Source organism: Deinococcus yavapaiensis KR-236 (assembly GCF_003217515.1).
Lineage (GTDB): Bacteria > Deinococcota > Deinococci > Deinococcales > Deinococcaceae > Deinococcus_A > Deinococcus_A yavapaiensis.
In genome coordinates, this window is the sequence record NZ_QJSX01000009.1 from 85,506 (window position 1) to 98,227 (window position 12,722).

17 protein-coding genes are annotated in these 12,722 nt (G+C 66.1%); 11 read left to right on the forward strand and 6 right to left on the reverse strand.

The features are described from left to right. The coding region (locus DES52_RS12310) for a MerR family DNA-binding transcriptional regulator (RefSeq protein WP_146237279.1) at positions 1-149 on the reverse strand (149 nt) is incomplete at its 3' end. Between the two features lie 141 nt (positions 150-290). After that, complete coding sequence (locus DES52_RS12315; protein ID WP_110887209.1) at positions 291-905, reverse strand: hypothetical protein; 615 nt, start codon at positions 903-905, stop codon at positions 291-293. Between the two features lie 178 nt (positions 906-1,083). On the opposite strand from DES52_RS12315, the gene lysS reads away from it, so the two are divergent. The 11 genes from lysS to yjjX all read left to right on the forward strand — a co-directional run bounded on the left by lysS (position 1,084) and on the right by yjjX (position 8,917). Next, positions 1,084-2,235, forward strand: a complete 1,152-nt coding sequence (gene lysS / locus DES52_RS12320) for a homocitrate synthase (RefSeq protein WP_110887117.1) — start codon at positions 1,084-1,086, stop codon at positions 2,233-2,235. 59 nt (positions 2,236-2,294) lie between these two features. After that, positions 2,295-3,500, forward strand: coding sequence for a benzoate/H(+) symporter BenE family transporter (locus tag DES52_RS12325; protein WP_110887210.1), 1,206 nt, complete (start codon positions 2,295-2,297; stop codon positions 3,498-3,500). Continuing rightward, a complete protein-coding gene (locus DES52_RS12330; RefSeq protein ID WP_110887118.1) occupies positions 3,497-4,762 on the forward strand; it encodes a 3-isopropylmalate dehydratase large subunit in 1,266 nt (421 codons plus the stop codon). Before DES52_RS12325 ends, DES52_RS12330 begins: the two co-directional genes overlap by 4 nt. Continuing rightward, positions 4,762-5,253 (forward strand): LeuD/DmdB family oxidoreductase small subunit, encoded by a 492-nt coding sequence (locus DES52_RS12335; RefSeq protein WP_110887119.1) that lies wholly within the window; start codon positions 4,762-4,764, stop codon positions 5,251-5,253. The genes DES52_RS12330 and DES52_RS12335 overlap by 1 nt, the downstream gene beginning before the upstream one ends. A gap of 52 nt (positions 5,254-5,305) precedes the next feature. Beyond that, positions 5,306-5,596, forward strand: coding sequence for an FmdB family zinc ribbon protein (locus DES52_RS12340; protein WP_110887120.1), 291 nt, complete (start codon positions 5,306-5,308; stop codon positions 5,594-5,596). 24 nt (positions 5,597-5,620) lie between these two features. Beyond that, on the forward strand, positions 5,621-5,794 hold the full coding sequence (gene lysW / locus DES52_RS12345) for a lysine biosynthesis protein LysW (protein WP_110887121.1): 174 nt from the start codon (positions 5,621-5,623) through the stop codon (positions 5,792-5,794). 112 nt (positions 5,795-5,906) lie between these two features. Then, complete coding sequence (gene lysX, locus DES52_RS12350) at positions 5,907-6,752, forward strand: lysine biosynthesis protein LysX (protein WP_110887211.1); 846 nt, start codon at positions 5,907-5,909, stop codon at positions 6,750-6,752. Then, positions 6,752-6,940: a hypothetical protein gene (locus DES52_RS12355; RefSeq protein ID WP_110887122.1), complete on the forward strand. Its 189-nt coding sequence runs from the start codon at positions 6,752-6,754 to the stop codon at positions 6,938-6,940. The genes lysX and DES52_RS12355 overlap by 1 nt, the downstream gene beginning before the upstream one ends. 1 nt (position 6,941) lies before the next feature. Further along, positions 6,942-7,979, forward strand: a complete 1,038-nt coding sequence (argC, locus tag DES52_RS12360) for an N-acetyl-gamma-glutamyl-phosphate reductase (protein ID WP_110887123.1) — start codon at positions 6,942-6,944, stop codon at positions 7,977-7,979. Between the two features lie 15 nt (positions 7,980-7,994). After that, positions 7,995-8,399: a damage-inducible protein DinB gene (locus DES52_RS12365; protein ID WP_425451126.1), complete on the forward strand. Its 405-nt coding sequence runs from the start codon at positions 7,995-7,997 to the stop codon at positions 8,397-8,399. Between the two features lie 5 nt (positions 8,400-8,404). Beyond that, positions 8,405-8,917 carry an inosine/xanthosine triphosphatase gene (gene yjjX, locus DES52_RS12370; RefSeq protein WP_245900981.1) on the forward strand — a complete coding sequence of 171 codons (513 nt, stop codon included), beginning with the start codon at positions 8,405-8,407 and terminating at the stop codon, positions 8,915-8,917. On the opposite strand, the gene DES52_RS12375 is transcribed toward yjjX, so the two are convergent. Genes DES52_RS12375 through DES52_RS12390 form a run of 4 tightly spaced genes read right to left on the reverse strand, consistent with a single transcriptional unit; the run spans position 8,918 to position 12,652 of the window. Beyond that, positions 8,918-9,250 carry a histidine triad nucleotide-binding protein gene (locus DES52_RS12375; RefSeq protein ID WP_110887213.1) on the reverse strand — a complete coding sequence of 111 codons (333 nt, stop codon included), beginning with the start codon at positions 9,248-9,250 and terminating at the stop codon, positions 8,918-8,920. A 41-nt stretch (positions 9,251-9,291) separates the two neighbouring features. Further along, on the reverse strand, positions 9,292-10,242 hold the full coding sequence (meaB, locus tag DES52_RS12380) for a methylmalonyl Co-A mutase-associated GTPase MeaB (RefSeq protein ID WP_110887125.1): 951 nt from the start codon (positions 10,240-10,242) through the stop codon (positions 9,292-9,294). 53 nt (positions 10,243-10,295) lie between these two features. Then, positions 10,296-12,425 (reverse strand): methylmalonyl-CoA mutase, encoded by a 2,130-nt coding sequence (gene scpA / locus DES52_RS12385; RefSeq protein WP_110887126.1) that lies wholly within the window; start codon positions 12,423-12,425, stop codon positions 10,296-10,298. After that, complete coding sequence (locus tag DES52_RS12390) at positions 12,422-12,652, reverse strand: hypothetical protein (RefSeq protein ID WP_110887127.1); 231 nt, start codon at positions 12,650-12,652, stop codon at positions 12,422-12,424. The genes scpA and DES52_RS12390 overlap by 4 nt, the downstream gene beginning before the upstream one ends. Positions 12,653-12,722 lie beyond the last annotated feature (70 nt).

The following is a 12,722-nucleotide window of genomic DNA, read 5'->3' on the forward strand; positions in this document are numbered from 1 at the left end:
TCCGAGTACAGGCGGGTCTTGCCGCTCGACCGTCCGGGGCGGATCAGTCCCTTGCGTTCGTACAACCGCAACGTCTGGGGATGCATGTCCACGAGTTCCGCCGCCACGGAAATCACGTACACGGGACGATTCCTGCCGCCGTCAGCCATAAGTGACTTGAGTATACCCCACGCAACGAACGTGTTCGGAACGATCGTCACTTCATGGAACGCGCACGCTCAAGTATTCGATGTGAAAAACGGGAGGGTTCGTGACCCTCCCGTGAGACGAGTAACTTGGTTGGTGAAGGCTCAGACGAAGCGTCCCCCGTGCCGAGCCGCCGCCGCCTCGACGACCTGGCTCGGGATGTCGTCTTCCACGGCGATGGCCGTGCCTTGCTGTGTGCTGGTGTAGAGGCTGTCGAAGCGCTCGTCGTCGAGGTGGTAGACGTGGTCGCTCGAGTCGACGTTCGGCGTGCCGGTCGCGCCGTACGAATCGGCGCTCGTCCGCCCGTCGTGATTCTCGTCGACGCCGCCCGCGCCGCCGACGGCGCCGACCGACGCGCCGACGCCCGAGCCGAGGGCCGTCATGCCCAGCAGCACAGGAATAGCGAGCGCGCCGCCAGTCGCGACCGTGCCGACCGCCGCGGCCACCGCCCCGACGACCGCTCCGACGCCCGTTCCCTTGACGGCGCCCGCGCCCGCGTCCTCGGCGCCCGCGTCGGCATCGTTGGCGGCCATGACGTCATCACGCGTCGTGTCGACGCGCGTCGAAGCGTCGGCTTGCGCGTCGAGGTTGGCGTCGCGCATCGTCGAGCGCCGCCCGAAGTTCGCGGAGCGCGTTTCAGGCTGGATGACGCCTTGCGCGAGCAGGTCTTGTACGAATGCGTCCGCCTGTGTTTTGTTCGGGAATACAAGGTGTTTCATGATTCGACCGTACGCGGCGCCCACGCTTGTACGGATGAGCTTGGCGTAGCGGCACCTTCACTCGATATCTTTGGAACGACAATCCAGTGCCCCAGCTTTACATATGCAAATACTCTTGGTCATAAATTTGACAATTGAAACACGAAGACGTATCTTTTCCTGACAAGTAGGAGGAGTTATGTCGGACGCCGCCCCCCTCGTTCCCGCCGCCTCGTGGGCCATCATCGACTCGACTTTGCGCGAAGGCGAGCAGTTCGCCCGCGCCAACTTCTCCAGCAGCGACAAAGTCGAGATCGCGCGGGCGCTCGACGCGTTCGGCGTGGAATTCATCGAGGTCACCACGCCGATGGCGAGCCCGCAAAGCGAGCGCGACGCGCGTACTCTCGCCGGACTCGGCTTGAACGCCCGCGTCATCACCCACGTTCGCTGCGCCATGGAAGACGCGCGCCGCGCCATCGACACGGGCGTGCAGGGCCTCGACCTCCTCTTCGGCACGTCCAGCTTCCTGCGTGAGTTCAGCCACGGCAAGAGCATCGATCAGATCATCGACGCGGCGCGCGAAGTCATCTCGTACGTCAAAAGCCAAGGCGTCACCGTACGCTTCTCCGCCGAGGACACCTTTCGCTCGGAGGAAGCCGATCTGCTCGCCGTGTACCGCGCTGTCGACGAAGTCGGCGTGGACCGCGTCGGACTCGCCGACACCGTGGGAGTCGCCACGCCGCGCCAAGTGTACGCCCTCGTGCGCGAAATTCGGCGCGTCGTCTCGTGCGACATCGAGTTCCACGGCCACAACGACACGGGCTGCGCCGTGGCCAACGCTTACGAAGCGATCGAAGGCGGCGCGACGCACATCGACACGACGATCCTCGGCATCGGTGAGCGCAACGGCATCACGCCCCTCGGCGGCTTCCTCGCGCGCATGTTCTCGATGGATCCCGGCGGCCTCATGGACAAGTACCGCCTCGACATGCTGCCCGACCTCGACAACATGATCGCACGAATGGTCGGCCTTCCGATTCCGTGGAACAACTACCTCACGGGCGAGTTCGCGTACAACCACAAGGCGGGCATGCACCTCAAGGCCATCTACCTCAACCCCGGAGCGTACGAGGCCATTCCGCCGCAGGTGTTCGGCGTGGGCCGCACCCTGCAAGTCGGCAGCCGCGTCACGGGCAAGCATGCCGTCGCCCATAAGGCGCGCGAGCTCGGCCTGCACTTCGGCGAGGACGCCTTGCGGCGCGTCACCGATCACATCAAGGCCCTCGCCGATCACGGCGAGCTCGACGACTCGCACTTGGAAAAGGTGCTTCGGGAATGGGTCCGGGCGTGACGCCGAGCGGTCAGACAACAGCGCCCGAGCGCTCGAAGGCCGCGTGGCATGATTTGCGAATGAGCATCCTCGCGCGCACTCCGCTGTCGCTCGGCGACCTTCGGCGCGACCTCTCGTTCTCGGCGGTCTTCTCGGGCTTCCTGGCGATGTTCGTGGGCCTTTCGGGCACCCTCGCGCTTCTCTTCTCGGCCGCCAAGAGTTCGCATCTCACGGCCGCGCAAACGAGCTCGTGGGTGATGAGCGTGTGCGTCGCCATCGGCGTGACCGGCCTGGTCTTGTCGTGGGTGTACCGCGCTCCGGTCGTCACGGCGTTCAGCACGCCCGGCCTCGCCCTGCTCGCGTCGGACATGAACCGCTTCTCGTACGCGGACGTGATCGGCGCGCTCATCGTCACGGCCCTCGTCGTGACGGTCCTCGGATTCAGCGGTTTGTACGCGCGGCTCGTGGAACGCATCCCGAGCGCGGTCGCCGCCGCCGTTCTCGCCGGCATCCTGCTGCCGTTCGCGCTCGGCGTGTTTCGCGCCTTGCCGTCCTCTCCCCTGCTCGTCGGCTTGATGGTCGCGACGTACCTCGTCGCGCGACGCTTCGCCGCTCGGTACGCCGTGCCGCTCGCCTTGCTGATCGGCCTGATCGTCGCGGGCTTCACGGGAAGCTTCACGGGCGCGGCGTTCGCGTGGACGCTGCCGAGCCTGGTCTTCACGGCGCCGTCGTTCTCGCTGTCCGCCACGCTCGTCCTCGCGCTTCCCATGACGATCCTCGCGCTCGCCTCGCAGCATCTGCCGGGACTCGCCGTGATGAAGGCGAGCGGCTTCGGGCGCGTGCCCGCCACGCCCCTCGTGGGCGTCACGGGCCTCGCGAGCCTCCTGTCCGCTTCGTTCGGCGCGCACACCACGACCTTGGCGGCCATCACCGCCGCAATCTGCGCCGGCCCCGAAGCGCATCCCGAACCGTCCAAGCGCTACGTCGCGGGACTCGCCAGCGGCGCGTCGTACCTGCTCGCCGCCCTCGCCGGAGGCGTCCTCGCGGGCGCGTTCGCCCTGCTGCCGCCCGCCCTGCTCGCCGCCCTCGCGGGACTCGCCCTCACGGGCAGCTTGCTTTCGAGCCTCGAAGCGTCTCTCCGGGAAGCCGCGTGGCGCGAAGTCGCCCTCCTCACCCTCGTCGTCACCGCGAGCGGCGTGACGTTCCTCGGCGTCGGCAGCGCCTTTTGGGGCATCGTCGTCGGGCTCGCCGCCACCCTCGTTCTTCGTCCCGGGAGGACCGCATGACTCCAAACCAGCCGCCTCGAACGATGGCCGAGAAGATCCTCTCGGCGCGGTCGGGCAAGTTCGTTTCGGCGGGTGACCTCGCCGTCGTGGAAGTCGATCAAGTCATGATCGTCGATTCCATCGCGCAAAGCGTCATCAAAGTGCTCGCCGACCTCGAAGCCACGCCGAAGTTCCCCGAGCGGGTCTCGTTCGTGATCGACCACGTCGCGCCCGCCTCCACCGTCAGCGTCGCCGAAGCGCAAAAAGAAGCGCGCGAGTACGCCTCGGCGCACGGCTGCCGCCTGTTCGACGTCGGGCGCGGCATCTGCCACCAAGTCCTGATGGAAGAAGGGCTCGCGCGACCCGGCTGGATCGTCCTCGGGTCGGACAGCCACTCCACGACGTACGGCGCGGTCGGCGCGTTCGGAACGGGCATGGGTGCCACCGACATCGCGCTCGCCGCGGCGAGCGGCAAGACTTGGCTGAAAGTGCCCGAAAGCGTCAAGGTGACCTTCGCGGGCGATCTGCGGCCGGGCGTCAGCGCGAAGGACGCCGCCTTGGAGATGATTCGTGTGCTGGGCGCCGACGGCGCGACGTACATGAGCGTCGAGATCCACGCCGGAGACCGATTCACGCGCGGCGAGCGCATGACCCTCGCCAACCTCTGCGTGGAAGCGGGCGCCAAGTGCGGCCTCGCGGTGCCCGGCGGCGAAGTCCTCAGCGACTACGGCTACGACTTCCCGTCGTGGGTGTACCCGGACGAAGGCGCGACGTACCTTCGCGAGGTCACCATCGACCTCTCGGCCCTGCAGCCTCGCATGAGCGCTCCCTCGGAAGTCGACAACGTCCACGACGTCAGCGCTCTGCGCGGCCTCAAAGTCGATCAGGTGTTCATCGGAACGTGCACGAACGGACGGCTCGAAGATTTGCACGCGGCGGCCGACGTGCTTCAAGGCCAGCGAGTCGCGCCGCACACGCGCCTTCTCGTGATTCCCGCCTCCAGCGTCGTCATGGAGCAGGCGATGGCCGACGGGACCCTTCTCACCCTCATGCAAGCCGGAGCGATCCTCGGCACGCCCGGTTGCGGACCGTGCATGGGCCGCCACCAAGGTGTCCTCGCGCCCGGCGAGGTGTGCGTCTCCACCAGCAACCGCAACTTCATCGGTCGCATGGGCGCCGCCGAGTCGAAGGTGTACCTCGCGAGTCCCGCCGTCGCCGCGGCGACGGCCGTCTTGGGACACATCGGGCTGCCCGAGGACTTGAAAGTGACGGTGGCGAGCTGATGCCCCGCGTCTGGAAGTTTCCCGATTCCATCAACACCGACGACATCCTCCCAGGCAAGTACGCGCCGTTCATGGTCGGCGAGGACGTCTTCCAAACGTACGCCTTCGCGCACTTGCGGCCCGAATTCGCGTCGCAGGTGCGACCGGGCGACGTGCTCGTCGGTGGACGCAATTGGGGACTCGGCAGCAGCCGCGAGTACGCGCCGCAAGCTTTGAAGAAGCTCGGCGTCGCGGGCATCGTCGCCGCGAGCTTCGCGCGCATCCACTACCGCAACCTTTTGAACCTCGGCGTCCCCGCCTTCGAAGCGCCGAGCGTCATAGAGGCCTTGCAAGACGGAGACGAGGTGACGCTGGACGTGAATTCCGGGTTGCTCGTTCGCGGCGCGGACACCTTCCAGCTCACCGCGCCGCCCGAGTTCCTGCGAGAAGCCCTGAAAGAGGGCAGCATCCTCGCGTACTACCGCAAGCACCAGAAGTTTCCCGGCGAGTGAGGCCGGGCGACAGTGACGACACGTTCGGAGGCGATGTGAAACACTAGCGAGTATGGCTGTCTTGGAAGTCGAATGCCCCATCTGCGGTGAAATCCTGGAGCTCACCGACGCGGACCGCGCGGAGCTCGAAATCGGCGACGTGATCGTGTGCGAAAGCTGCCACGCCGAGATGGAAGTGACGAAGAACGACCCGCAGGATTTCGACCTCGAACTGCTCGGGATTCTGACCGAGTGCCCGAACTGCGGAGAGGAATTCGACGTCACCGAAGAAATGATCGCGGACACCGACATCGTGACGTGCCCGCACTGCAACGCGAAAATTCAACTCGAGTTCGAAGACTGAACTCGGCTTATCAAGGAGGCCGACATGGCGAGCGTTCAATTCGAAAATCCTGAAACCGGCGCGATCATCACCCTCGACAACCCCGAGCTCGGCGAACTCGTCCTCGACGACGAGACGGGCGCGGAATTCGAAGTCGTCAGTCTCGATCCGCCGCGCCTCGCGCCCGCGCCGCAAGAGCAAGAAGACTGGGGAGAGTAAGCCTTTCCACGCTCGGCGCCGCCCCCCTCGGAGGGGGCCTTTCGATTCGTCCGCACATCGACGCTTCTCGGTGGAGAAGCCGCCCAAAGGGCAAAGGGGTTCGTTTCAAGTCATGGCCGATTTCGCAATTCTGTACGACCGGGTGCGCCCCGACGAGAAGATGCTGTTCGACGCGCTCGACGCGGCGGGCGTCGCGTACGACAAGGTGTACGTGCCGCAACTCAAGCTCACCTTCGAGCAGACGGTTCCGTGGAAGGTGGCCTTGGAGCGCTGCGTGTCCCAATCGCGCGGGCACGCGGTGACGCGGGCGCTCGAAGGGCTGGGCGTGCGGGTCGTGAATCCGTCTCACGTGATCGAGCTTTGCGGGGACAAGCTCGCGACGAACGCTCGCCTGGCCGCCGCGGGCGTGCCGACGCCTCGTACGGGCGTGGCCTTCACGGCGGAAGCGGCGTTGGAACTCATCGAAGACTTCGGTTACCCGGTCGTGATAAAGCCGACCGTCGGATCGTGGGGTCGTCTGCTGAGCAAGATCAACGACCGCGACGCCGCCGAGGCGGTGCTGGAGCACAAGGAGGTGCTCGGCGGGCCGCAACACCAAATCTTTTACATTCAAGAGCTCATCCGCAAGCCCGAGCGTGATATTCGCGCGTTCGTGGTAGGGGGCGAGACGATCGGGGCGATCTACCGCACGTCCGAGCACTGGGTAACGAACACGGCGCGCGGCGCGAAGGCCAGCAAGTGCGACGTGACGCCCGACATCGCCGACCTCGCCGTGCGCGCCGCGCAGGCCGTCGAAGGCGAAATCGTGGCGATCGACTTGCTCGAAGATCCCGCGCGGGGCCTGCTCGTGAACGAGATCAATCACACCATGGAGTTCAAAAACTCTGTCAGCACGACGGGCGTCGACATTCCCGCGCGCATCGTGGCGCACGCGCTCGAGTTGCTTCAATACGCGTGATGAAGCTCGAATCGCTGGGACGGGCGCTGCAAGCCCACTTTGGACGCGCACTCACCGAGGAAGGCAGCGAAAGCGCCGCCTACGGCGAGCGTCCGCTCGAAGCGACCGAGTCGTTCGAGGACAAGGCGACGGCTCGGACGCGGCGCTCGGCCCGTTCGAAGCGGCCAGGACACGGATCGGGAAGATAACATGACCAAACTTTCAGTCGCCATCGTCGGTGCGTCCGGGTACGCGGGCGGAGAATTCCTGCGCCTCGCCCTCGGCCACCCCATGCTGAACGTTACGCAAGTCACTTCGGAGCGCAACGCGGGCACACCCGTGACGTTCGTGCATCCGAACTTGCGGGGACGCTCGAACCTCAAGTTCATCAAGGCCTCGCAGCTTCAAGCCTGCGACGTCGTCGTGTTGGCGTTGCCGCACGGACACGCGGCGAAGCGCATCGCGGAGTTCGAGGGCTTCGCGCCGATCATCGTGGACCTCAGCGCCGACTTCCGCATCAAGGACCTCGACGCGTACCGCAAGCACTACGGCGAGGACCATCCGGCCCCGAACCAACTCAGCGCCTGGGTGTACGGCAATCCCGAGCTTCACCGAGAGGAGTTGCGCGGCGCGACGAGGATCGCCGGGGCGGGCTGCTTCGCCACGAGCGTCATCTTGGCCCTGTATCCCCTCTTGAAGCTCGGCGTGCCTTTGCCGAAGGACATCGTCGCGACAGGTCTCGTCGGCAGCAGCGCGGGCGGCAAGGATCCCACGGAAGGTTCGCACCACCCCGAGCGGGACGGTTCGCTGCGCGTGTACAAAGCGACGGGGCACCGTCACCTCGCGGAAGTCGAGCAGGAGCTTCCCGGACGCTTCCCGATCCACCTCACGGCGATCGCGTCGCCGCGCGTGCGCGGCATTCTCGCGACGGCGAGCGTGTTCATTCCCGACGGGTACTCGGAGCGCGACGTGTGGGGCGCGTACCGCGAAGTGTACGGAGACGAGCCGTTCATTCGTATCGTCAAAGTCCGTCAAGGCATCCATCGTTACCCGGACCCGAAGCTGTTGGACGGCACGAACTTTTGCGACATCGGCTTCGAGACGGATCAGGAGTCGGGACGCGTCGTCGTGATGAGCGCCATCGACAACCTCGTGAAGGGCACGGCGGGACACGCGCTACAAAGCCTCAACATCGCGCAGGGTTGGGACGAGACGCTGGGCTTGGAGTTCGTCGGCTTGCACCCGTAGGATAACGCGGTGAACATGTTGCAACTCTCGCTCGCCGGTGGAGGCGCGCACCGGGAAGTATCGAAGATCTTGCAAGACATCTCGTTCGAGACGGCCGTGGCACGCGCGACGGGCACGCCGCACTCCATCTTCGAGTTGCTGTGGCACGTGGAGGCGTCGCAGCGCTTCTTGTTGGAGCACGCGACCGGAGGCGAAGTCGACTGGGCGAACGTGGCGCTTTGGCCGAGCGAGGAGAGCGAGGCGGAGTTCCGGCGGGTTCTGCGCGACTTCCAAGTGGGGCAGGCGCAAGCGCAGATGCTCGCCGAGGCGCCGAGCGATCGAGCGCGCGACGCCCTCACCGATCTCGCCGTGCACAACGCCTACCACCTCGGGCAAATCGTGCTGCTGCGGCGCCTCCACGGAGATTGGACGGCTTCTTGATCGTCGTGGGCTCGCAGAACGACGCGAAGGTGCGGCCCGTCCGCGAGGTGTTCGTGGCCGTGTCGCCCGGCGTGGCGGTCGCGGGCGCGCGCGTGCCTTCGGGCGTGCGCGCCCAGCCGATCGGCTTCGAGGAAACGCTGATCGGGGCGCAAAACCGCGCGCGGGGTGCCGCGCGTCATGCGGGCGCGACGTGGGGCGTCGGATTGGAAGGCGGGGTGGAATTCGATTCGGAGGATCGTTGCTGGTTGTTCGGCGTCGTGGTGGTCGTTCGCGATCACCGCGAAGCGTCGGCCCGCTCGGCGAGCTTGATGTTGCCGAGAAGCGTCGCCGAGCGCGTTCGGCGCGGCGAGGAGCTCGGGCCCGTGATGGACGAACTCGTCGGGGAAGTCGGCGTGAAGACGCGCGGCGGAGCGGTCGGACACTTCACGTCCGGTCTTCTCGTGCGCGCCGACGTGTGGCGGCAAGCCTTGATCTTGGCCTTGCCGCCGATCCTCAAGTCGGAGTTGTACGTTCCTTGATCAAACGTGCCCGTCCGGGCCGTCCTCACCCCACCCGCCGAGCACGTGCACGTGCGTGTGAAACACCGTCTGCCCCCCGCCCGGTCCGACGTTCACGACGAGGCGGTAATCGGGCGTGAGGGACCGGGCGACTTTCGTGGCCGTCATGAACAGGCGGCCCATGTGCGCCTCGTCCGTGATGGTATCGAGGCGCTCGCTCGCCACCTTGGGAATCACGAGGACGTGCACGGGCGCCGCCGGGTTGATGTCCTTGATGGCGATGAACTCATCGTCCTCGTAGACGATCTCGGCGGGAATCTCGCGGCTGACGACGCGCTCGAAGATGGTCGGCATGACGACACGGTACACCGCGGGCGAGCTCGCTGTCAGCGCGTTCATCGTTTCGGCGCGAGCAGGGCCGCCACGCCTTGCACGGGCGTGAGATCGGCTTGCTCGACGCGGCGACGCACGTCCTGAAGTTGCGCCGTGTCCACGGCGCGCAGGAAGGCGTGCCAAACTTCCTCTCGCAAAAGGTCGTCGAACCACCGCAGTGTTTGAACGCGTCGCTTGGCGTGCAGGGCGCTTCCGAGGGCGGCGCGGTACGCCAGCACGGACTTCCAGACGTCGTCGACGCCTTGCCCCGTCGTCGCGCTCGCTTGCAGCACCTTCGGCTGCCACGCCGCGCCGTGCGGCGTCAGAAGCCTCAAGGCGTTGCGGACATCGGTCGTCGTGCGGTTCGCACCGCCGGGATCGGCGTCCGCCTTGTTCACGACCACGATGTCGGCGAGTTCCATGATGCCGCGCTTGATGCCTTGCAGCTCGTCTCCGGCGTTCGGAAGGGTCAGAAGGACGAACAAGTCAGTCATGCTCGCCACGGCCGTCTCGCTTTGCCCGACGCCGACGGTTTCCACGAGGATCACGTCGTACCCCGCAGCTTCGCACAGCATCAGCGCTTCACGCGTGCGCCGCGCCACCCCCCCGAGGGTACCACCGCTCGGAGAGGGGCGAATGAAGGCGTTCGGATGCACGGAGAGGCGTTCCATGCGGGTCTTGTCACCCATGATCGAACCGCCCGTGCGATTCGACGAGGGATCGACGGCGAGCACGGCGACTTTGTGTCCCTGCGCGACGAGCGTCAGGCCGAGCGCCTCGATGAAGGTGCTCTTCCCGACGCCCGGCACGCCCGACAAGCCCACGCGAATGGAGCGCCCGGTGAAGGGCAGCACCTGCGCGAGGAGCGCTTGGGCTTCTCGCTCGTGCTCGGGTCGGGCGCTCTCGACGAGGGTGATCGCCTTCGCGAGCGCTCGCCGAGTGCCCGTCCTCAAGGCGGTGACGTCCACGGCCATCGGCAAACGCTACGCTCCTCTTGCCTCGCGCCAGGAAAGCTCGAAGGCATCGCTCACGCGCCGATCCGTCCGCGCAGCAACGCCAGCACTTCCCGCGCGGCGTTCGGAATGACCGTGCCGGGCCCGAAGATCGCGGCGACGCCCGCGCTTCGCAAGTAGGCGTAATCCTGCTGTGGAATGACGCCGCCCGCCACGACGAGGACGTCGGACGCGCCCTCGTCGCGAAGCGCATCGATCAAGGCCGGGATGAGCGTCTTGTGGCCCGCCGCCTGACTGCTCACGCCCACGATGTGCACGTCGTTCTCGACGGCTTGACGCGCGGCTTCCTGCGGAGTCTGGAACAGCGGGCCCACGTCGACGTCGAACCCGAGATCGGCGAAGGCCGTCGCGATGACCTTGGCCCCGCGGTCGTGTCCGTCTTGCCCCATCTTCACGACGAGCATGCGAGGGCGCCGCCCTTCCTCGTGGCTGAACGCCTCGATGTCGTGCCTCAACGCGTCGAATCCCGCGTCTCCCTGGTAGCCTCCCGCGTACACGCCGCTGAGCGTCTTCACCTCGGCGCGGTGTCGGCCCCACACCCGTTCGAGCGCGTAGGAAACCTCTCCGACCGTCGCGCGGGCGCGCATGGCGTCCACCGTCGCCGCGAGCAGATTGCCTTTGCCGGTGCGCGCGCATTCTTCGAGAGCGGCGAGGGTACGCGTGACCTCCTCGGCGTCGCGCGTGTCCCTCACACGCTTCAAGCGCGCGATTTGTCCTTCGCGCACGAGCGCGTTGTCGATGTCGAGGACGTCCACCTGCACGTCGCTGGGAGCCTTGTACTTGTTGACGCCGACGATGACGTCCTCACCTCGATCGATCCTCGCTTGCTTGCGCGCGGCACTTTCCTCGATGCGCAGCTTCGGCAAGCCGGCCTCGACGGCTTTGGCCATGCCGCCCATCGCCTCGACCTCCCCGATGATCTCCATGGCCTTGTCGGCGAGGTCTTGCGTGAGGCGCTCCATCATGTACGACCCGCCCCAAGGATCCACGACGTTCGTGATCGCCGTCTCCTCTTGCAAGATGAGTTGGGTGTTGCGCGCGATGCGGGCGCTGAAATCCGTGGGCAAGCCGATCGCCTCGTCGAAGGCATTCGTATGAAGGCTTTGCGTGCCGCCGAACACCGCCGCCATCGCCTCGATCGTGGTACGCACGATGTTGTTGTAAGGGTCTTGCTCGGTGAGGCTCCATCCGCTCGTTTGGCAGTGGGTGCGCAGCGCGAGGCTTTGCGGGTTCTTCGGCGCGAACGGTTCCATGAGCTTCGCCCATAGGAGCCTCGCGGCGCGCAACTTGGCGACTTCCACGTAGAAGTTCATGCCGATCGCGAAGAAGAACGACAACCTCGGCGCGAAGTCGTCGACGTTCAGCCCTTTCTTCAAGGCGGCCCGCACGTACTCCAGCCCGTCGGCGAGGGTGTAACCGAGTTCGAGGGCGGCGTTCGCGCCCGCTTCCTGCATGTGGTAGCCGGAGATGGAGATGGAGTTGAACTTCGGCATCTCCTTGGCGGTGTACTCGATGATGTCCGCCACGATACGCATCGACGGTTCGGGCGGATAGATGTACGTGTTGCGGACCATGAATTCCTTGAGGATGTCGTTTTGGATGGTGCCGCTGAGCGCCGCGCGCTCCACGCCCTGCTCCTCGCCCGCCACGACGAAGGCCGCGAGGATCGGCAGGACCGCTCCGTTCATGGTCATGGAGACGCTCATCTGGTCGAGGGGAATACCGTCGAAGAGGATCTTCATGTCCTCCACGGAGTCGATGGCGACGCCCGCCTTGCCGACGTCGCCGACGACGCGCGGATGATCCGAGTCGTAGCCGCGGTGCGTGGCGAGATCGAAGGCGACGCTCAGGCCCTTTTGACCCGCCGCGAGGTTGCGCTTGTAAAAGGCGTTGGATTCCTCGGCGGTGGAAAAGCCCGCGTACTGCCTGATCGTCCACGGTCGGCCCGCGTACATCGTGGCGCGCGGACCGCGTACGAACGGCGGGCGTCCCGGCAGCGTGTCCACGTTCGGCAAGCCGTCGAGGTCGGCTTTCGTGTAAAGCGCCTTGAGGGTGAGTCCTTCGGGCGTCGTCTTGTTCAGGGCGTCCGGGTCGGCCCCCTTGCTTTCCTTTCGCGCGAGGGACTTCCAGTCTTCGAAGTTCATGCGCCACCTCCCGTCAAGAGGCTCCACAGCCACGCGCCTCCCCCGCCGAACCACAGCCAACCGACGGCGTAGGCGATGAAGAAGCCCGAGAAGATGACCGCGACGGGCTTCCACAACACTTGGAAGGCGGCGATCGTCACGGCGAGGAAGTCGTTGGAGGAGGCGTGCAGGGGCGCCGTCGGGCGGTCGCCTCGCGCCTCGGAACGGTCGGGATCGGGAAGCGTCACGCGAGTATTATTTCGCGCCCCGCTGGAACGAAGTGAGGACGAAACGATCATTTGTTCTTCCAGCATACCC